Here is a 20,703-nt window from a genome sequence, read left to right on the forward strand (position 1 = left end):
TCCCTGTGGCGATGGTGATGCGCTGGCGTCTTATGGTGACGCATCGAGCGCCTTGTAGATCATCGACGTGTAGACATGGTGCGCGCGGACGTTCTTCACCCGCTTGTTGACGACCAGCGCCAGGCCCTCGTGTACCAGGGGCACCCACAGTGCATTCTGATGCACGATCTTCTGAACCTGGGCGAAGGCATCGAAACGCGCCTTGGCATCCAGCGCGGTGACGCCGGCCTCCAGCCAGCGATCGGTCTGCGGATCCTTCCAGTTCATCCGGTTGGGTGTCGGGATGTTGGTGGAATGGAAATAGAGCCGCAATGCGTCGCCAGCGCTGGAGTAGGGGAAGGCGATCGACCAGAGGTCGTAGTCCTGCTGCGCCAGTTTGGAAAAGACGATGGTGCCATCCCACATCTGCAGCTGCAGGTCGACGCCGATCTTGCGCCAGAAGCCCTGGACTGCCTCGGCCATCTTGGGCGACCGGCCGCCCGCGAAGCCATACAGCAGCAAGGTCAGTTTCTTGCCGTCCTTGTAGCGGAAGCCGTCGCCGCTGAGTGTCCAGCCGGCCTCGTCCAGCAGGCGGCCCGCGGCAGCGGGGTCGTATGTGCCGAGGTGCGTGGACGTTGCCGGATCGAAGTCGGGCGTCTTGGGATGCAGATAGGTCGCCGCCGGCTCGCCATTGCCGAAGTAGATCGCATCGACCAGCTGCCGGCGGTCGATGGCCTGGCTGAGCGCGGTGCGTACGCGCGGGTCGGACACGTTCTCTCGACTGGCTTTGAAGCCGAAGTAGAACAGCCGCAGGTTCGCGGCCGGCCGCAGGATCTCGATCGACGGCATTTTCGCCAGCTGCGGCAGGTACTGATCGGGCATGCTGTACGTCATGTCGATCTGGCCGCTGGCCATGGCCGCCAGGCGCGCCGCTTCCTCTGGCACGATCCGCCAGACGACCCGTTCATATTTCGCCGGGCCAGGGTTCTTGTAGAGAGGCGGACCCCAGCGGTAGGCGGCGTGGCGGAGCGCCACGGTCTGGTTGCGCGGTTCCCACGACTGGAAGCAGAACGGTCCGGTGCCGTCGAAGCCCTTGACGCCGAAATCCTTGCCCAGCGCCGCCACGTTCTCGGGATTGAGCACCGTGGCCTGGAAATTGGTGAGCTGCAGCAGCAGCTCGCCGAAGGGTGCCTCGAGCTCGTACTCGACGGTGTGCGGGTCCGGTGCGCGGATGTCCTTCACTGGACCCATGCGCCAAACGAACGGCGACTTGATTTCCGGATCAAGCACGCGCTTGAAGCTGAACACGACGTCGGCGGCCGTCATCTTCCGGCCGGAGCAGAAGGTGACGTCGTCACGGAGCTTGAACGTATAGAGCTTGCCGTCCGGGCTCACGGTCCATGATTTCGCCAGCAGCGGCGTCACGGTCTTGAGATCGTAGTCGAGCCCGACCAGGGTATCGCCGATGATGAACACGATCTCGGCCGTGGCGCCGGCCGACGTGCGCGCCGGATCATAGTGCGGCGCATCGATATTGCGCAGCAGGGTCAAGGTCTGCGCCGCCGCCGGCAGGGCCAAGCATGCCGATGCGATGGCGGCGAGCAGCGATCGCATCATTGCTGCAGCCTTGGATCGAGCACGTCGCGCAGGACGTCGCCCAGCAGGTTGGCCGCTAGCACGATGACGAAGATCGCAAGGCTCGGGATGGTGGCGATGTGCGGCGCCATGAACAGGAAGTCGCGGCCTTGCGCTGCCATCATGCCCAGTTCGGCCGTCGGCGGCTGGGCGCCCATGCCGAGGAAGCCCAGCGCCGAGCCGATCAGGATGATCTGGCCGAAGCGCAAGGTCAGGAACACGAAGATGGTGGAGATGCAGTTCAGCGTCAGGTAGCGCCAGATCAGGGTGGCATCAGAGACGCCCACGGCGCGGCCGGCTTCCATGAATTCCTGGCCCATGACGCCGACGGCGGCACCGCGTGCGACGCGCGCGACATCGGGCACGGTGGCAACCACCAGCGCGATGATGACGGCCGTTAGCCCGGCCCCCGAGATCGCCGCCACGGCGAGCCCGATCAGGATCGCAGGGAACGCCAGCATGATGTCGACCAGCCGCATGATCCAGCCGTCGAGTCGGCGGTAGAAGGCGGCGAGGATGCCCAGCAATCCACCGAGGAAACCGCCGATGATGACGCCCACCAGGCCCAGCATCAGGGTGTTGCGCGTGCCGAAGATCACCCGGCTCAGAATGTCGCGCCCGGTGTTGTCGGTACCGAACCAATGGGCCTCGCTGGGCGCCTGCATCGCCTTGGAGAGATCGGTGTAGTAGGGGTCGTAGGGTGCCACCCAGGGGGCGAATACGGCGGCCAAGGCGATCGCGGTCAGCAGCACGGCGGCGGTGAGCGCCACGGGATCGCGCGCCAAGCGTCGCAGGACGCTGGCGCGGCCAGGCAGGCTGGGCTCGGTCTCGGCGGCGACGGACGATGGGGCGGGCAGGATATCGACGGTCATCCGCGCTGTACCCTCGGATCGAGATAGACGTAGAGGACATCGACGATCAGGTTGATCATCAGGAAGGCCATCGCCAGAATCATGATCGCGCCCTGGGCGGTCGGGAAATCGCTCGACACGATAGCGCCGACCGCCAGCCGCCCGACGCCGGGCCACGCGAACATGGTCTCGGTCACCACGGCGCCGCCCAGCAGGAACGCGGCCTGCAGGCCGATCAGGGTCACGACCGGAATCAGGGCGTTGCGCAGTGCGTGGTGCACGATGACCACCGTCTCACGCAGGCCCTTGGCGCGCGCCGTGCGCACGAAGTCGGCGCCCAGCACCTCCAGCACCGCCGTCCGGGTCAGCCGCGCGATCGGTCCGATCAGCACGCTGCCCAGGGTGACGGCAGGCAGTATCAGGCTGGGCAGCCCGCCGGCCCAGACCGGCCCCGTGCGACCGGTGAACGGCAGCAGCGCCATCTTGAAGCCGACGTACTGGATCAGGATCAGGCCGATGAAGAACACCGGCATGGAAACGCCGGCGACGGAGAACGCCATAATGATGCGGTCGGTGATGCTGCCGCGCTTGACGGCGGCCAACGTGCCCAGCGCCAGGCCACAGGGCACCGCCATCAGCATGGCGCCCAGCATCAGCTCGACCGTGGGGCCGATCGTGTGGCCGAGCTCCTCGATCACCATCTTGTTGGAGATGATGGAGCGGCCGAGATCGCCCTGTATCACGCGGCCGATATAGTCGACGAACTGGATGGGAATGGGACGGTCGAGGCCGAGTTCAAGGCGGATGGCGGCGATCGTTTCGGCCTTGGCGTCGGGGCCGGCGATGATCATGGCGGGGTCGGCAGGCACGACCTGCAGCAGGCAGAAACAGAGGAAGAGCACGCCGAGCAGGGCGGGAACAGAAATCAGCAGACGGTGAAGGATCTGTCGTCCCATGCATCGTCCTCCGGCATTCTCTACCAGGAGGACAAGCAGCCCCGTTCACGCCGAAGCGTGGCGCCCGTCCACCCCTGGCCGGCCGTTGCGCATGTCGTCACGCGCGGCCTTGTCATCGTAGCCGATGTGGGAGTCGTTGCTCCCAAGCGTTTCCTCACCTGTCGTCACGCTTACAGCTTTCGCGGGACGAGTCAAACATGCGGCGTTTCGCGATACGGGATCGGATGACGAATCCATGTGGCGCCAATAACAGGGCAGCGTTCACGGGTCGGTGACTAACCTGCAGCGACACGTGGCAGAGGACATTGGCCGGCGAGAATCCGGGCGCTCAGTACTTCCAAGGTCACACGCTGGGACATCGCGGCGCGTTGCAGAAGCCGGAAAGCCTCGGCTTCGCCAACCTGTGCTTGGTTCATCACCTGCAGCACGGCGGAGAAGAGAATGCGACGCGACTTCAAGCGCTCCTCAGCCGACGCCAGCTTGCGGCGCATGGCCTGGATCAGCGCGAACCGATGCAGGGCGATGGCCAGCGATGAATAGACGCCGGTCGAACGAATCGGCTTCATCAGGTAAGCCGACGGTTCGCGCGCCAGCATCGATTCGAGCCGCCCCGGTGTTTCGGATCCGATCAGCGCCACCGACGGCAGGTTGATTTCCGGTGGTGCTTCCTCGGGACCGCCGGCGTATCCGGCATCGGCATCGAAGAAAAAGATGTCGACGCCGTCCCACGGCGGCGCTGGCGCCGTTTCGAGAGCCGTCACTTTGAGGCCCAGCACGTCGAGCTGGGTGGCCAGGACCGTCCGGTCGCGGCCAGGACAGTGCTCGATCAGCGCGTGCAGCCCGCGAAACGATGCCAGGTGACGCCGCCTCATTTGACGAGCCGCAAGGGACTGCCGGGCCGGGCGCCGCCGCGCGCATTGCGCGTCAGGTCGTCGAGATCGAGCCAGGTCAGGTACGGATCCGGCTTCACGGCCGACGGCGCCGTGTCGAGGATGTCGAACGTGAAGCCGGTCCGCGACCGCGCCAGCCTGGGTGTCAGGTAGCAGTGATTGTTTTCCGGATCGATCTTCACCGGTCCCTGCGGCGCGTTCAGTTCGTCCTTGTAGACGGCCGCGCGCACGGCCTGCACATCGGTCGAGCCGGCACGTCGGATCGCGCGCGCCAGCAGGATGCCGCACAGGTAGGATGCCTCGGCATCGACGGACGGCAGATTGCTGCTGCCGAACATCTCGCGATAGCGCCGCACGAAGGTGCGATTCTCCGGTGTGTCGATGCTCGCGAAATAGACCGACGATGTGATGTGCCCGACCGACGCACGCGGACCGATCAGGCGCAGTTCCGGTTCGCACAGGCTGCAGCTCAGGATGGGCGGCCGCGGCGCATCACGATGGGCGCCATGCGATTGCGCACGATAGAGTTCGCGATGAAAGCGATAGCTCGCTTCACCGACCAGGGTGTTGAAGATGATGGGCGGCTTGCGTTCGATGATCTCGCTCACGACGTGGCTGATTTCAGGATCGCCCAGCGCGACAAGCCGCTTGGCGATGATCGTGCCGCCGGCCGCCGACACGATCTCCTGCAGGACGCGGTTGGTTTCCCACGTCCACAGGTAGTTGGCACCCACGCAGTAGACGCTGGTTCCCAGTGTTTCGATCATGTAGCGCGCCAGCGGCACGATGTGCTGGTTGGGGGCGGCGCCGACATAGATCACGTTGTCGCTGTTCTCGAAGCCTTCGTAGCGGGCCGAGTGCCACAGCAAGCGGTCGTACCGCTCGACCAGCGGCAGCACCTGCTTGCGCGACGCTGACGTGTAGCAGCCGACGATATGACGAACCGCCTTGTCGCGGATCAGGAGTTCGCAATGTTCCTGGTAGACCTCGAGCTCACCGCCGGGATCGAACACCAGGGGCGTGAACTGAAAGTCGAACTCGGCGCTGGCATTCACCTGCTCGACGGCAAGCGTCAGGCCGTTCAGCATCTCGCGCCCCACCAGTCCGTAAGGACCGGTGAGCGAGTAGAGAACACCGATATGGACAGTCTCGCGCCGACGTTTCGCCATCGTGCTCCACCCCGCGGGCAGCGTCGCAGCGATGGACGGCAGGCGTCAAGGCGCATTGCGACAGATGCATTGCTCAGCCGTGACAAACGGATTGACAGCCCAGACAGCGGATATGACTATCGCCGTGCATTGATCAAGGAACGTCGCCGCGCGCGGGACAAGAGTGTCCATCATCGCGTGTTCGCGGCGCCACAGACAGCAGACATGCGAGGCTGAGAGGCCTCGATCGGCAACAGAGCCTGGAGGTCCCGCAAGGTGCCTTCGGGTCTCTGTTGCTTGGCGTCTGGGCGTGAGGGGGAAACAGAATGCCGGTCAGATTGCCCAGCATCGAGCAGCTCGACGCGATCTCGCGCTCGTTCGGGTTGGCGCTCAGCGACGATGACCTGGGATCCTTTCGCGACCTCATGCGCGGGCCGATTGCCTCCTACGCCCGGCTCGACGAACTGGTCGAGCCGAAGCTCGCGGTAAAGTATCCGCGGGGACCCGGATACAGGCCGTCCGCCGCGGAGAATCCATTCAACGCCTGGTACTGGAAGACCGACATCGCGGGAGCGCCGTCGGGCCTGCTGGCTGGCAAGCGCGTCGCCATCAAGGACAACATCTGCGTTGCCGGCGTGCCGATGATGAACGGCTCGCAGCTTCTGGAAGGCTACGTGCCGGAGATCGACGCCACGGTCGTTACCCGCATCCTGGACGCCGGCGGCACGATCGCGGGCAAAGCCGCGTGCGAAGATCTTTGCTTTTCAGGCGCCAGTCACACCTGCGCCACGGGCGCGATCCGCAATCCGCACAACGTCAAACACAGCGCCGGCGGCTCGTCGGGCGGCAGTGCGGCGGTCGTGGCGGCGGGCGACGTGCCGATGGCATTGGGGGGTGATCAGGGTGGCTCCATCCGGACGCCGTCGAGTTGGTGCGGGATCTATGGCCTGAAACCGACCTGGGGCCTGGTGCCGACCACCGGATCGATGCCGATTTCCTATTCGATCGACCATTGCGGGCCGATGGGGGCCACGACCGAGGATGTTGCGCGGTTGCTGAGCGTGATTGCCGGTCACGATGGCTACGATCCGCGCACGCAGCTGGCGCGTACGGACGATTATCTCGGCGCGCTGGGCAAGGGGGCTGCCGGTTTGCGGATCGGCATCATGAAACAGGGCTTCGGCCACCCCGAAAGCGATCCCGAGGTCGATCGCATGGTGCGAGGCGCCATCGAAACGTTGGCCGGTGCGGGGGCGACGCTCAGCGAGGTCTCGATCCCCGTGCATTACGACGGACCGCATATCTGGAGCGGGATCATCCTGGAAGGCGCCGCCGAGATGATGCTGAAGGGCTACGGTGTCGGCAACAACGTGGCGGCGTATTATCCGTTGTCGATGCAGGAGGCTTTCGCTCGCGGCATGGCCTCGCGCATCAACGACGCCTCGGAGACGGTGAAGCTGGTGTTGCTGCTGGGGGAGTACCTCCACCGGCATTATCACAATCGCTACCACTCCAAGGCACAGAACTTGCGTGTGCTGTTGCGCGACGCCTACGACCAGGCGCTGCGCGATGTCGACATTCTGGCCATGCCCACGATTCCTTTCACCGCGACTCTCATCCCGGAACCGGACTGTCCGCGCGACGTCTACATCGATCGCGCGCTCAATATGCAGGCCAACACCTGTCCATTCGATGTCAGCGGCCATCCCGCGTTTACGATACCGTGTGGCCGGAAGGACGGCTTGCCGGTGGGACTGATGCTGGTCGGACGTCATTTCGAGGAGAGCCGGCTGATCCAGGCCGCGGCGGCGTTCGAGCGCAGCCATGGCCGCCGGTAGGGCGCACCGAATGAAGCAGGACGAGGACACGATGAGTGCTGACAACCTCCATTATCTTGAGCTGGTCGATGTCGCGCGACGTATCCGCAGCGGCGCCGTGTCGCCGGTCGCGTTGACCCGGGCCCTGCTGGCACGGATCGAGAGGCTCGACGGCAACCTCAAGAGCTATGCCACGGTGACGGCAGATCTTGCGGTCAAGCAGGCGCAGCAGGCGGAAGCCGAGATCGCGCGCGGCGTCTATCGTGGCCCGCTGCACGGCGTGCCGATCGCCGTGAAGGACCTCTGCTATACCAAGGGTGTCCCCACGGCGGCTGGCATGGCCATCCATGCCGCGTTCAAACCCGACCACGATTCGACCGTGGTCGAACGGCTGGCGGCGGCAGGGGCCGTCCTGCTGGGTAAGCTGCAGCTGACCGAAGGTGCCTTCGCCGACCACCACCCGTCCATCACGCCGCCGGTCAATCCGTGGGACAAGGACCATTGGTCGGGCGCGTCGTCGAGCGGATCGGGTGTGGCGACGGCGGCCGGCCTCTGCTTCGCCTCCCTTGGCTCCGACACCGGCGGTTCGATCCGGTTTCCGTCGGCAGCCAATGGTGTGACGGGGCTCAAGCCGACCTGGGGACGGGTGAGCCGCTACGGCGTCTTCGCACTGGCGGATTCGCTGGATCACATCGGCCCGATGACACGCAGCGCGGCGGATGCCGCTGCCATTCTGAGTGTCATTGCCGGTGCCGACGCCAACGATCCGACAGCCCGGCAGGAGGCGGTCCCCAACTATCTCGCCGGGCTCGAACGGGGCATCCGCGGCGTGCGGGTCGGGGTCGATCGCAGTCTCAATACGACCGGCGTCGACAAGGACATGGTGAAGGTGGTCGATGACGCCGTCGCGGTGCTGCAGAGCCTCGGCGCCGAGATCCGCGACGTGGCGTTTCCGTCGCCCGATGCCGTGGTGAAGGTCTGGGTGCCGCTGTGCGCGGTCGAGACCGCCGTGGCGCACGAAGCCACGTTCCCAGCGCAGGCCGACCAGTACGGCCCGGCGCTGCGCGGCCTCATCGAGGCCGGCCGCTCCCTGTCAGCTTTCGATCTGGACAAGATCCTGATCACGCGCGAGGCCTTCCGGGGGCGGGTCGCGGCGTTCTTCCAGGACGTCGACCTGCTGGTGATTCCGGCCCAGTACGCCGCGTCGCCGACCACGGCGACGATGGCCACGCTCGGCCAGGACGAGGGGGCGATCGAGAAGCTGCTGCGCTTCACCGCGCCGTTCGACATGACAGGCAGCCCGACGATCACCTTGCCCGGCGGCTTCACCGCCAAGGGCTTGCCGATCGCCTTCCAGCTGGTGTCGCGGCACATGGAAGAGGATCTGCTGCTGCGCGCCGGGCATGCCTACCAGCTGGCCACCGACTGGCACAAACGCCGGCCGCCGATGTGATGCGGTTCAACCCGGGACATTCGCCATGAGCATCAACGCCTGGATTTCACAGTCGATCATGAACCGCCGCGGCGAAGCGCGCGGCAAGGTCGGAGAAACACACCAGCTGACCGAGGAGCGGCAGGCTGAGTTCCACTTCACGATCGGCCCTTACTCGCAGCCGGTCATGACGGTGAATCCGGGCGATCGGATTGTCGTCGAGACACGCGATGCCTTCAGCGGCCGCATCAAGACCGAGGCTGACAAGCCCAGCGAGAAGATCAGGATGCCGTTCGCCAACCCGCAGAACGGACCGATCATGATCGCGGGCGCCGAGCCCGGCGATGCGCTGGCCGTGCACATCGAGGCGATGGCGCCGCGCGGCGAGCAGCCGCGCGGAACCTGCGCGCTCATTCCCGAATTCGGCGCGCTGACGGGGACGTACTACACGGCGACCCTCAATCAGCCATTGCCGGAAATCGTGCGCAAGATCCTGGTGGACGAGAAGACGGTCCACTGGAGCGACAAGGTGAAGTTGCCCTACAAGCCGCATATCGGCACCCTGAGCTGCTCGCCCGAGATCGATTCCATCAGTTCGCTGACGCCCGACAACCATGGCGGCAACATGGACCTGCCGGACATGGGGCCGGGCACCGTGACGTACCTGCCGGTGCGGGTGCCCGGTGCGCGCCTGTTCATCGGCGACGCCCATGCCTGCCAGGGTGACGGTGAGGTGTGTGGCGTTGCGGTCGAGCACGCCAGCCTCACCACCATCCGCGTCGACGTCGTCAAGAAGTGGACGATCGAGTGGCCACGCCTGGAGACCGATGAGCAGATCATGGCCATCGGCAGCGCGCGACCGCTGGAGGATGCAACCCGTATCGCCTATCGCGAGCTGATTCGCTGGATGGCGGCCGATTACGGCTTCGACCAGCTCGACGCCTACATGATGCTGAGCCAGTGCGGCAAGGTCCGGCTCGGCAACTTCGTCGATCCGAAATACACGGTCGGCGCCGGTGTGCTGAAGAAATACCTGCCGGCGGGGGCATAACGCCACGCGCCGGCCAACCTCGTGGGGCTGAGGAGGAGGTGACTATGGGCAAGACGAAGCGAACAGGGGTGCTGTGTAGCACGGCCATTGCCGCATCACTGGCGATGGTGGCGGCACCGGCGATGGCGCAACAGCCGATCAAGGTCGGCCTGCTGGAGGATGTCTCCGGCGACATCGCCCTGATGGGTAAGCCGAAGCTCAACGGATCGCAGCTGGCGGCGGAGGAGATCAACAAGGCCGGCGGCATCATGGGGCGCAAGATCGAGCTGATCCATCTCGACCCCCAGATGGACAATGCGCGCTACCAGGAATTCGCCCGCCGCCTGTTGCAGCGCGACAAGGTCGACGTGCTGATCGGCGGCATCACCAGCGCCTCGCGCGAGGCCGTGCGTCCGATCGTCAACCGCACCGATGTGCCGTACTTCTATACCAACCAGTACGAAGGCGGCGTGTGCGATGCCAGCACGATCAGCATCGGCGCCGTGCCCGAGCAGCAGTTCTCGACGCTTATTCCGTGGATGGTCGAGACGTTCGGCAAGAAGGTCTACACCATCGCTGCCGACTATAATTTCGGGCAGATCTCGGCCGAGTGGACGCGCGATCTGATGAAAAAGCTGGGCGGCCAGGTGGTGGGCGAGGAGTTCATTCCCCTGGGCGTCTCGCAGTTCGGCCAGACCATCCAGAACATCCAGCGGGCCAACCCGGACTGGATCATGACTCTGAATGTCGGCGCCTCGCAGGATTCCTTCTTCGAACAGGCGGCCGCGGCGAAGCTGACCATCCCGATGGGCAGCTCGATCAAGGTCATGCTGGGCTTCGAGCACAAGCGCTTCCCGCCGCCGGCCCTGGCCAAGATGCATGCCACGGCCAACTGGTTCGAGGAGATCGACACGCCGGCGGCCAACGATTTCAAGAAGCGGTGGCGGGCGAAGTTCCCCAACGAGACCTACATCAACGACATGGGCTACAACGCCTATACCGCGCTCTACATGTACAAGGGGCTGGTCGAGAAGGCGAAGTCGACCAAGAAGGCCGATCTGCGCAAGGTCATCGCCACCGGCGAGGCTTGCATCGATGCGCCTGAAGGCAAGATCTGCATCGACCCGAAGAGCCAGCACACCTCGCATCACATGCGGCTGATCGGCGTCAACCCCGATCACTCGGTGCGGGTGATCAAGGATTTCGGTCTCATCAAGCCGTACTGGTTGGGTGACATCGGCTGCGACCTGACCAAGAAGGATCCCAAGGAGCAGTACACGCCCACCAGCCTGCCGAAGAAGTGACGTGTATCTCCCTCTCCCCGCTCTCGCGGGGAGAGGGGTGACTAGCCGGATCCACCATGTTCGCTGAAATCTTCTCGATCGCGTTTCAGTTCGCTGACGTTTTTGCCTTCCTGATCCTCGCTGCGGCCGGCCTTGCCATCATTTTCGGCATGATGGGCATCATCAACATGGCCCACGGCGAGTTCATCACCTGCGGCATCTACGTCACGGTCATCTGCGTGCAGCACGGCGTGCCACTGCCGCTGGCGCAGCTGATCGGCGCGCTGTCGGCCGGCATGGTCGGCATCGTGCTGGAGCGCACCATCATCCGGCACCTTTATCACCGGCCGCTCGACTCCATCCTGGCGACCTGGGGCATCAGCCTGATGGTGACGCAGGGCATGCTGATCGTGCTCGGCTCGAGCTGGCAGGGCATCGGCACGCCGCTGGGCAGCTTCGCGGTGGGCGGCTACACGTTCTCGACCTATCGTCTGGTGCTGTTCGGCGCCGCGGTAGGCGTGCTTGTTGGGCTGTACCTGATCTACATGCGCACCAATTATGGCGTCATGGCGCGCGCGACGATGCAGAATGCCGAGATGGCCCGCGCCCTGGGTGTGCGCACGCAGCGCATGTATGCCGTCAGCTTCGGCCTGGGTGCGGCGCTCGCCGGTCTGTGCGGCGCGCTCTATGCACCGACCATGACGCTGATACCGACCATGGGCATCACCTTCATCATCGAGTCTTTCGTGACCGTCGTCGTGGGCGGCGCCAACGTGCTGCTGGGGACGGCGCCTGCCGGCATTCTGCTGGGCGTGGTGCGTACCATCCTCAATGCGTGGTACGGCCAGATCGCCGGCCAGATCGGCCTGCTGATCACGGTCATCATTGTCATCCGCATGCTGCCCGAAGGCGTGTCCGGCTGGCTGTCGCGCCGGGGAGGCTAGGACGCACGCATGGCGCCGATCGTGAATACGCTCAACGGACCGCAGACACTGGGCAACGGACGCTTCTTCTGGACCGGTTTCGCACTGGTTCTGATGATCGCCCTGGGTTACCCGGCGCTGTCGGATCCTTACGATGTCGGCAACATCGCCTATCTGCTGCTATCGACCTTCACGGCGCTCGGCCTGTCCCTGATGTGGGGCTACGCCGGCATGTTTTCCTTCGGCCAGACCGCGTTCTTCGGCGTCGCCGGCTACACCTATGGCGTGATCTCGATCAATCTGGGCGCGACCGGTGGGTTGACCTTCCTGTGCCTGCTCGGCGGCATTGCCGTGGCAGCCCTGTTCGCGGCATTGCTGGGTTACTTCCTGATCTACGGCCGGGTGGGCGGCGTCTTCTTCGGCATCGTGACGTTCGCCACGACCCTGGCGCTGGCGGCCTTCTTCGGCCAGACGGCGGGGCCGGAATGGGCCATCGGCAAGGCGCGCTTCAACGGGTTCAACGGCATGATCGGCATGCCGGCGCTGGAACTGCCGTGGTTCGACGAGAACATCACGCTGGAAGGCAACGCGCTCTATTATTTCGTGCTGGTCCTGCTGCTGGTGATCTATCTCGGCCTGCGCATCCTGGTGAACAGCCGCTTCGGCAATGTGCTGGTGGCGATCCGCGAGGATCCACTGCGGACCGAACTGCTGGGCTATGACGTGCGCAAATACCAGCTGGTGACCTTCGTCATCGGCAGTTCCCTGGCCGCCCTCAGCGGTGGGCTCTACACGGCGTGGGGCCAGTTCATCCCGCCGGCGTCGATGGGATTGCCGGCGGCGGCCATGCCGATCATCTGGGTTGCCTTCAGCGGCCGGCAGGACCTCACCGCGACCCTTGTCGGCACCTTCCTGCTGCTGCTGGTGTTCCAGACCATCACCGTCTACAGCCAGCAATACGCCCTGATCCTCATGGGCTTCCTGCTGCTGGTCACGGTCCTGCTGATCCCATCGGGCTTCGTGATCGGCGTCGGCCGCCTGCTGGGCCGGCTGGGACGAGGGGCTGCGTCGTGACGGCAATCCTGGAGACGCGCCAGCTGAACAAGCGCTTTGGCGGCCTGTCTGCCGTGGCCGACGTGAGCATTGCGGTGGCCACCGGCGAGATCCATTGCCTGATCGGCCCCAATGGCGCCGGCAAGAGCACGCTGTTCAAGCTGATCGCCGGAACCTATGCCCCGTCCCAGGGCGAGGTCCTGTTCCGCGGCGAGAACGTGACGCACCGCAAACCTTATGAGCGGGTCGGGCGCGGCATGAGCATCAAGCTGCAGGTGCCCAGCGTGTTCCGCGACCTGCCGGTGGCCCAGAACCTGGAGATCTCCCTGCAGCGAACCTTGTCTGGGCCGGCCATGGAAACGGAGAAGGGGCGGCTGCTGGAGTTCCTGCAGTTGAAGGACGATGCCGACAGGCCGGCCGGTGTTCTGGCTCATGGCCAGCAGCAATGGCTGGAGATCGGCATGGCGCTGGCCCTCAAACCCGCGCTGCTGCTGCTGGATGAACCGACGGCGGGAATGTCGCCACAGGAGACCGAGCGCACCGGTGATATGATCAAGAGCCTGAACGCGCAGGGCATGACGGTGCTGGTCGTCGAGCATGACATGACCTTTGTGCGCCAGATCGCGCAGCAGGTCACGGTCCTGCATCTGGGGCGCGTCTTCGCCCAGGGCAACATCGATGCAGTGATTGCCGATCCGCGCGTCGAGGAGATCTACCTGGGTAAGGGCCATGGTCACTGACGCCGTCCTCCAGGTCGTCGACCTGAAAGCAGGCTACGGCAGCACGCCGGTGCTGCGTGGCATCGACATGAAGATCCACAAGGGCGAGATCGTCAGCCTGATCGGCCGCAACGGCGTGGGGAAGACCACCACGATGCGATGCCTCATCGGGCTCTTGCCGGCGACGTCAGGGGAAATCCGCTTCCAGGGCGCACCGATCACCGAGTTGCCGGCCGATGCCCGCGCGCGGTTGGGGATCGGCTACATTCCGCAGGGTCGCCAGGTCTTTCCCCGCATGACGGTCGAGGAAAATCTGTGGGTGAGCCGCCTGGTGGGTCGTGGTGATGGCCGTCGGCTCACCGATCTCGTCTACCAACACTTCCCGATCCTGAAAGAGCGGCGTCGACAATCGGCCGGGACGCTGAGCGGCGGTGAGCAGCAGCAGTTGGCCATTGGCCGAGCCATGGTCGGCAATCCATTGTTGATGCTGTTGGATGAACCGTCCGAGGGCATTCAGCCGTCGATCGTCCAGATGATCTGCGAGGTCCTGCGCTCGATACGCGATCAACTGGGAACGACCATTCTGTTCGTGGAGCAGAATCTCGATACCATCATGGCGATCAGCGAACGTTGCTATGTGGCGGACAAAGGGAGCATCATCGCCGAGATCGACCGCGATCAATTGCAAACGCGCGATGCCGTTCGCCAGCATCTTCTGATTTGAAGACTGAGCGCCGTGAGGCTGTTGCGCGAAACGAGAATGAGGGAGACGATCCATGGACCTGAATCTCAAGGGGCTCAACGCGCTGGTCACCGGCGGCACGAAGGGCATCGGCCGGGCGATCGCCAATCTGTTCGCCAGCGAAGGCAGCAACGTCTCGATCTGCGGCCGCGGTGCCGAGGCGGTTGATCAGGCGGTCAAGGATCTGGGCGCCAAGCGCGTCAAGGTTCACGGGCAGGCGCTTGATGTCGCTGACCCGGCGATGCTGAAGGCGTGGGTCGAAGGCTCGGCGGCGGCGCTGGGCGGCATCGACATCCTGATCTGCAACGTCAGCGCGCTGGCCGTCGGCGACACCCCCGACAGCTGGGAGAAATCGTACCGTACCGACATGATGCATACGGTCAATGCCGTGTCGGCGGCGTTGCCGCATCTTGAGAAATCCAAGGCCGCGTCGATCGCCATCGTGTCGAGCGTTTCAGGCTTCGAGGTCGATTTCGCGGCCGGTTCCTACGGCGCGACCAAGGCGGCGCTGATCCACTACGCCAAGGGGCTGAGCCAGCAGCTGGCGGCCAAGAACATCCGCGTCAACGCCGTGTCGCCCGGTAACACGTACTTCGATGGCGGCATCTGGCAGAACATCGAGAAGGGGATGCCGGACCTCTTCAAGTCGACGCTGTCGGTCAACCCGTCAGGCCGTTTTGGTACTGCCGAGGAAGTCGCCTATGGCGTGGTGATGATCTCAAGCCCGCTGGCCAGCCGCATCTCCGGCACCAACCTGGTGATCGACGGCGCGCTGACGAAGGCGGTGTAACAGTATCTTCCCTTCCCCACGTGCAGCGTGGGGGAAGGTGGCCGAAGGCCGGATGGGGAGCCGACGTGTCTCAGTTGCCAAGACCACGTTGGCTCCCCTCCGCCCCTTCGGGGCACCTCCCCACTGCGTGGGGAGGGATTTTTCTGAGCGCGCTCCCGGCGAGAACTAGAGTGTCGCCTCCAGCCGGGTGTTGATCGGCAGCTCCGCCACGGACGCATTGTCCGGCAGTGACAGCAGGAAGCTCACGGTGTGCGCGATGGTTTCGGGCTTCATGCGGCCAGCCGATGGCGTGACGCCGGGCAGGCCGGCGATGAGCTCGGTGTCCACCGCGCCGGGACACAGCGCGGTGACCCGCACGCCGTCATCCCAGCCGGCAAACTTCGCGGCATGGCTCATCGCCACCACGGCATGCTTGGTCATGGCGTAGCCCACCGACGAGGAGGCATCGCGGTAGCGCTTGCCGTCGGTCGAGGCGATGTTGATCACGCGACCGTGGCCTGCCTTGCGCAGATACGGCAGGGCCAGCCGCAACAGCCGGAACGGCGCCATGACGTTGACGGTCCACATCTCGCTCAGCGCCGCCTCATCACCGTCATCGAAGCGGATCATGCGCAGGACGCCGGCATTGTTGATCAGGCCGTCAATGCGGCCGAAGCGGGCAACGCTGTCGTCGATCCAGGCCTGTGCCGTCGCGGGATCGCCGGCGTCGAAGCGCGCCGTCATCACGCGCGTCGCGTCGTGTAGGTTGATCGCCGATGGCGTGCGCGCGCCGAGCGACAGGTTGTAGCCGTCGGCATAGAGGCGCTGCGCGATGGCGGCACCGATCCCGCGCGCGGCGCCCGAGATCATGATGACGCGGCCGGTCGCCGCGATCAGGGCATCGCTCATCAGAACAGCCCCTGGTAGACGCCGCCGTCGTTCACGATGTTCTGGCCGGTCATGAATCCCGCCTGGGCGCTGCAGATATAGGCGATGAGATCGCCGCACTCGCTGGGATCGGCAAAGCGGCCGGCCGGGCAGGTCTTCAGGCGGTCCTCGACGATCGCCTCGTAGGTGGTGTTGCCGCGCTGGGCGTGGCCGTGCAGGTTGGTGTGCAGGGCATCGGTGTCGAACAGCCCGGGGCACACGGTGTTGATGGTCACGTTGTGCGCGATCAGCTCGCGCACCATCGAGGCGACCGCCCCGGACAAGGCCAGACGCGCCGCGTGGCTGTGGGCAAAGCCGACCTGCGGGAACTTGATGAAGCTCACCGACATGTTGACGATGCGGCCGAATTTGCGGGCGCACATCCCCGGCACGACAGCCTGGATGAACTGCACTGAAGACAGGAAGTGCACATCGAGCCAGCGCTGCCACTCTTCCTTGGGCCAGGTCCGGAAGTCGCCCGGTACCTGGCGCACGCCCGGGTTGTTCACCAGGATGTCGGGCTCGGGGCAGGCGGCCAGCGCTGCCTCGCGGCCGGCGTCGGTGTTGACGTCGGCCGCCACCGCCCTGACCGGCATATCAGTCTCGCGGCGCAAATCTTCCGCCGTGCGCGCCAGCGTCTCTTCCGTGCGGGCGATCAGCGTCACCGCCGCGCCTTCGCGTGCCAGCGAGAACGCCGCCGCACGCCCCAGGCCGCGGCTGGCGGCGCACACGATGGCCTTGCGGCCGCGAAGTCCAAGATCCATGGGTTTGCTGTGTTCCTTTGCCCTTCCCCCGACGGGGCAGGGCTGTGGCATACGGTACGGAGCGCCGGTGTTTGTTTACCTTCCCCCGCTTGCGGGGGAAGGTGGCGCGTAGCGCCGGATGGGGGGCGCTTCAACGGAAATGGTGTTCGCCATTAAACGTTGAACCGTTACTACAACCCCCATCCGCCCTTCGGGCACCTTCCCCCGCAAGCGGGGGAAGGTAAAAGACGTAACGAACTCTCTTACTCCGCCGCGACGGCCGACGGTGTCTCGGCCGGTGCGAATGAGCCGGCCAGAAGCCGCGGCGGCACGCGGAAGCGGCCGGCGATGTCCTTGAGCTGCTCGCGCTCGGTGATGATCTCGGCACGATGGCCGCTCACCAGCACCGTGGCCGGCAGCAGCTGGGCGTTGTAGCGTGCGGCGCAGGACTCGGTGTAGCCGCCGGCGTCGAGGAAGGCGACATAGTCGCCGCGTGCCAGCGGCGCCATCTTGCGATGGGCGCCGACCTCGTCGGAGTTGCACAGCGGGCCGACTAGATCGACGGTTTCCGTCGCCGCCCGATCGGCGCCGACGACCGGCACGGCGTGATAGTACCAGTTCAGCGCCGCCGCCCAGGACAGGTGGTTGGTGGACAGGTCCATGTTCACCCACGTCTTGCGCGCGCCCTCCTTGACGGCGCCGACCTGGCCGATGGCGATGCCGGCGGGCCCGGAGAGCGCGCGGCCCGGCTCGAGCCGCAGCTTGGGCAGCGGCAGGCCATGCTTCTTGGCCTCGTCCTTGATCGCCGCGCAGCACAGCCGGGCGTAGTCCTGCGCGGTGGGGGCGGAGTCATCATCGAGCTGGTCGCGCGGGCCGGTGCCGTACCATTTGCCGAAGGTCCAGCCGCCGCCGATATCGATGGTGGGCGGCGTCCAGCCCGCATTGTCGCGCAGGTAGGCCGACCAGGTCAGCATCTCGCCGGCCATGACGGCAAAGCTCTTGGGATCGTTCGACATGCGGCTGAGATGGAAATGGGTCTCCTTCAGCCGGATGTGCGGCATGCCCTGCGCCCGCTTGATGATGGCGGCCGTCTGCTCGCGGCTCATGCCCCACTTGGTGCTGTCGCTCTGCTCCTTGAGCGTGCCGGGGCCGTGCATGGCAACGCCGGTGAGCTTGGCCAGCGGCTCGAGGTCGAGCTTCAGGCGGATGCCGATATCGGCATTCGTGCCCAGTCGCTTGCAGACCGCGTCGATGCGATCGAGTTCGTCCATGGCGTCGATGTTGATGCAGAGCCCGTTCTGCACCGCCATCTCGAGTTCTTCGGTCTGCTTGTTCGAGCCGTTGAGCACCAGGGTCTTGGGATTGGTGCCGGCAAGCAGCGCGAGATACATCTCATTGACGCCGAAGCAGTCACCGCCGGCGCCTTCCTGGTTCATGATATGGCGGATGGCGAGCCCATTGCTCGACTTGTTGGCGAAGAGGATTTCGACATCCGGGTAGTGGGCACGGAAGGCGTCGCGGAACTGCCGGTAGGTATAGCGGAACTGCGATTCGGAGATGATGAACAGCGGCGTGCCGAAGCGGTCGGCGAGATCCTTGGCATCGCAATCCTCGACCCACAGATTGCCGTTGGGGCCGATGCCGTAGAATTCGCCGTAGTTCACCTTGTATTTGCGGGGCGTGAGCTGGACGGGCATGGTTTCCTCCCTTCAGGCGGCGACGGATGAACGGGCGGCAGCGGACTCGCCCGCCAGCAACCCGAGTTCGACCAGGCCGCGGCGCAGGCCGGCCAGCGGCTCGCCGGCGAGTGGCTGCAGCGGCGGGCGTAGTCGACCGCCCGGCAGGCCCATCATGTCCATGGCGGCCTTGGTCGCCGGGTAGAGCGTGCGTCCGCCCGTGGTGAACAGCGTCGTGAGGCGAACGCCGATCTCCTGCAGGCGGCGCGCATCGTCGAGTCGGCCATCGCGTGCGGCATAGAACAGGTCGAGGCAGCCCGGCGCCCACATGTTGGGGAAGCAGTCGATGACGCCGTCGGCGCCGGCCTGCACGGCGGGCACGCCGAACACCGACGAGGGGCCACAGAACACGCGCAGGCGGTCCTGCACGGCGATCGCGGTGGCGTAGTAGTTGTTCCAGTCGCCCGAGCTTTCCTTGACGGCGACGATGCGGTCGAGGTCGGCCAGGCGCCGCACCAGCGCTGGGCTCAGCGCGTTCACGGCATTGCCGGGGATGTTATAGAGCATCACCGGGCCGTCCACGCCGCGCGAGACCGCTTCGTAGTGGGCGAAGATCTCGTCATCCGTGAGCTTTACGAAGTAGGGCGGCAGGACCAGGCCGCCGTCGCAGCCTGCGTCATGCGCCGCCCGGGTCAGCGCGATCGTGTCGTGAACGCCGATGGCGCCGGTGCCGGCAATGACGAAGCCGCGGCCGGCCATCGCCTTGACGCCGAGCCTGAAGAGGGTGCGGCGCTCGTCCATGGACATGGCCCAGAACTCGCCGGTGCAGCCGCCGATCACGATGCCCGTGGCGCCCTTGGCCATCAGGATGTCGATGTTCTGCTTCAGCAGGTTCTCATCGATTGCGCCGCGATCGTCAAACGGCGTCACGATCGCCGGGATCGGGCCCCACCAGTTCACGCTGTTACGATCCATGACCGTCGTGCTCCGCATGTTGAAGGGTTAGGCGACGCGACCCGGTGCCGCCGTCGCAGCGATCGGCTCCAGGTCGGTGTTGAGCCGGTGGCCGGTTCCGGCATGGAAGAAATGAAGCTTGTTGCTGTTGAGCGTGAGGCGCACGGCGTCGCCCGCTTTCAGGCGGATGTCGGGCCCGACCCGGCCCACCATCTTGTGGCCGCTGAGGTCGTAGAACACGATGCTTTCGTGGCCGGTCGGCTCGACCACCTTGGCGATCGCCGGCAAGCCATCGGCCGTCAATCCGACATCCTCGGGGCGGACACCCAGGGTTATCGCCGTGTCGCCGGCTGCGAGCGCCTCCTCGCGCACGAGATGACGCGGCAGACTGAGCGAGAGCGAGCCGGACTCGAACAGCAGGCGGGCGGACTCCGCTCGCAGCGTTCCGCTGATGAAGTTCATGGCCGGCGTGCCGATGAAGCCGGCGACCACGGCGTTGACCGGGCGATGGTAGATCTCGTGCGGCGTGTCGCACTGCTGCAGGGTGCCCTTGTCGAGCACGGCGATGCGGTCCGACATGGTCATCGCCTCGAGCTGGTCGTGCGTGACATAGACCATCGTCTTGCCGATGCGCTGGTGCAGCTCGATCAGCTCGGCGCGCATGTGGGCGCGCAGCTTGGCATCGAGGTTCGACAGCGGTTCGTCGAGCAGGAAGGCGGCCGGATTGCGCACCAGGGCGCGGCCCAGCGCCACGCGCTGCTGCTGGCCGCCGGAGAGCTGGCGCGGCTTGCGGTCGAGCAGCGGCTCGATCTGCAGCAGCGCCGCGGCGCGCTGGACCTGCTGGCGGCGCTCGGCGCGCGCAACGCCGCGCTTTTTCAGCGGGTATTCGATGTTCTGCGCCACCGTCATGTGCGGGTAGAGCGCGTAGGACTGGAACACCATGGCGATATCGCGCTTGCCGGGCGGCAAGTCGTTCACCACCCGGTCGCCGACGCTGATGGTGCCGCTGGTCGGGTGCTCCAGGCCGGCCAGCATGCGCAGCGTCGTGGTCTTGCCGCAGCCCGAGGGCCCCAGCAGGCTGACGAACTCGCCGGCGGCGATATGCAGGTTGAAGTCCTCGATGGCCACGAAGCTGCCGAAGGCCTTGTGGATGTGCTCGAAGGTCACGCTTGCCAT

General features: G+C 65.5%; 19 protein-coding genes. 9 read left to right on the forward strand and 10 right to left on the reverse strand.

The window, feature by feature from the left end; genetic code table 11:
- Positions 1-30: 30 nt before the first annotated feature.
- The 5 genes from FQU96_RS11845 to FQU96_RS11865 all read right to left on the reverse strand — a co-directional run bounded on the left by FQU96_RS11845 (position 31) and on the right by FQU96_RS11865 (position 5,480).
- Positions 31-1,596 carry an ABC transporter substrate-binding protein gene (locus tag FQU96_RS11845; protein ID WP_218574688.1) on the reverse strand — a complete coding sequence of 522 codons (1,566 nt, stop codon included), beginning with the start codon at positions 1,594-1,596 and terminating at the stop codon, positions 31-33.
- Entirely contained in the window at positions 1,593-2,486 is an 894-nt protein-coding gene (locus FQU96_RS11850) for an ABC transporter permease (protein WP_146541377.1), read from the reverse strand. Before FQU96_RS11850 ends, FQU96_RS11845 begins: the two co-directional genes overlap by 4 nt.
- Positions 2,483-3,421 carry an ABC transporter permease gene (locus tag FQU96_RS11855; RefSeq protein WP_146541379.1) on the reverse strand — a complete coding sequence of 313 codons (939 nt, stop codon included), beginning with the start codon at positions 3,419-3,421 and terminating at the stop codon, positions 2,483-2,485. The genes FQU96_RS11850 and FQU96_RS11855 overlap by 4 nt, the downstream gene beginning before the upstream one ends.
- A 275-nt stretch (positions 3,422-3,696) precedes the next feature.
- On the reverse strand, positions 3,697-4,293 hold the full coding sequence (locus FQU96_RS11860) for an ANTAR domain-containing response regulator (RefSeq protein ID WP_146541381.1): 597 nt from the start codon (positions 4,291-4,293) through the stop codon (positions 3,697-3,699).
- A complete protein-coding gene (locus FQU96_RS11865; RefSeq protein ID WP_146541383.1) occupies positions 4,290-5,480 on the reverse strand; it encodes a transporter substrate-binding domain-containing protein in 1,191 nt (396 codons plus the stop codon). The genes FQU96_RS11860 and FQU96_RS11865 overlap by 4 nt, the downstream gene beginning before the upstream one ends.
- 305 nt (positions 5,481-5,785) lie before the next feature.
- Between FQU96_RS11865 and FQU96_RS11870 the strand changes: the two genes are divergently transcribed.
- The 9 genes from FQU96_RS11870 to FQU96_RS11910 are packed head-to-tail and all read left to right on the forward strand — an operon-like array spanning position 5,786 to position 15,248.
- A complete protein-coding gene (locus FQU96_RS11870) occupies positions 5,786-7,297 on the forward strand; it encodes an amidase (RefSeq protein ID WP_146541385.1) in 1,512 nt (503 codons plus the stop codon).
- Positions 7,298-7,328: 31 nt separating this feature from the next.
- A complete protein-coding gene (locus FQU96_RS11875) occupies positions 7,329-8,729 on the forward strand; it encodes an amidase (protein WP_146541387.1) in 1,401 nt (466 codons plus the stop codon).
- Positions 8,730-8,754: 25 nt separating this feature from the next.
- Positions 8,755-9,759, forward strand: coding sequence for an acetamidase/formamidase family protein (locus tag FQU96_RS11880; RefSeq protein ID WP_146541389.1), 1,005 nt, complete (start codon positions 8,755-8,757; stop codon positions 9,757-9,759).
- Between the two features lie 44 nt (positions 9,760-9,803).
- Positions 9,804-11,042 (forward strand): urea ABC transporter substrate-binding protein, encoded by a 1,239-nt coding sequence (locus tag FQU96_RS11885; RefSeq protein ID WP_146541391.1) that lies wholly within the window; start codon positions 9,804-9,806, stop codon positions 11,040-11,042.
- Positions 11,043-11,098: 56 nt separating this feature from the next.
- Positions 11,099-11,965, forward strand: coding sequence for a branched-chain amino acid ABC transporter permease (locus tag FQU96_RS11890; protein WP_146541393.1), 867 nt, complete (start codon positions 11,099-11,101; stop codon positions 11,963-11,965).
- 9 nt (positions 11,966-11,974) lie between these two features.
- A complete protein-coding gene (locus FQU96_RS11895; RefSeq protein ID WP_146541395.1) occupies positions 11,975-13,018 on the forward strand; it encodes an ABC transporter permease in 1,044 nt (347 codons plus the stop codon).
- A complete protein-coding gene (locus tag FQU96_RS11900; RefSeq protein ID WP_146541397.1) occupies positions 13,015-13,737 on the forward strand; it encodes an ABC transporter ATP-binding protein in 723 nt (240 codons plus the stop codon). Before FQU96_RS11895 ends, FQU96_RS11900 begins: the two co-directional genes overlap by 4 nt.
- A complete protein-coding gene (locus tag FQU96_RS11905) occupies positions 13,727-14,440 on the forward strand; it encodes an ABC transporter ATP-binding protein (protein ID WP_146541645.1) in 714 nt (237 codons plus the stop codon). The genes FQU96_RS11900 and FQU96_RS11905 overlap by 11 nt, the downstream gene beginning before the upstream one ends.
- Positions 14,441-14,492: 52 nt before the next feature.
- Positions 14,493-15,248: an SDR family NAD(P)-dependent oxidoreductase gene (locus tag FQU96_RS11910; RefSeq protein ID WP_146541399.1), complete on the forward strand. Its 756-nt coding sequence runs from the start codon at positions 14,493-14,495 to the stop codon at positions 15,246-15,248.
- 165 nt (positions 15,249-15,413) lie between these two features.
- On the opposite strand, the gene FQU96_RS11915 is transcribed toward FQU96_RS11910, so the two are convergent.
- From FQU96_RS11915 to FQU96_RS11935, 5 genes are all read right to left on the reverse strand, one after another.
- Complete coding sequence (locus tag FQU96_RS11915) at positions 15,414-16,136, reverse strand: SDR family NAD(P)-dependent oxidoreductase (protein WP_146541401.1); 723 nt, start codon at positions 16,134-16,136, stop codon at positions 15,414-15,416.
- Positions 16,136-16,918: an SDR family oxidoreductase gene (locus FQU96_RS11920; protein ID WP_146541404.1), complete on the reverse strand. Its 783-nt coding sequence runs from the start codon at positions 16,916-16,918 to the stop codon at positions 16,136-16,138. Before FQU96_RS11920 ends, FQU96_RS11915 begins: the two co-directional genes overlap by 1 nt.
- Positions 16,919-17,160: 242 nt before the next feature.
- Complete coding sequence (locus FQU96_RS11925; protein WP_146541406.1) at positions 17,161-18,594, reverse strand: alanine racemase; 1,434 nt, start codon at positions 18,592-18,594, stop codon at positions 17,161-17,163.
- A gap of 12 nt (positions 18,595-18,606) precedes the next feature.
- Positions 18,607-19,548, reverse strand: a complete 942-nt coding sequence (locus tag FQU96_RS11930; RefSeq protein ID WP_178130461.1) for a dihydrodipicolinate synthase family protein — start codon at positions 19,546-19,548, stop codon at positions 18,607-18,609.
- Between the two features lie 27 nt (positions 19,549-19,575).
- On the reverse strand, positions 19,576-20,703 hold the full coding sequence (locus FQU96_RS11935; protein WP_146541410.1) for an ABC transporter ATP-binding protein: 1,128 nt from the start codon (positions 20,701-20,703) through the stop codon (positions 19,576-19,578).

This window comes from Reyranella sp. CPCC 100927, assembly GCF_007859315.1.
Classification (GTDB): Bacteria; Pseudomonadota; Alphaproteobacteria; order Reyranellales; family Reyranellaceae; genus Vineibacter.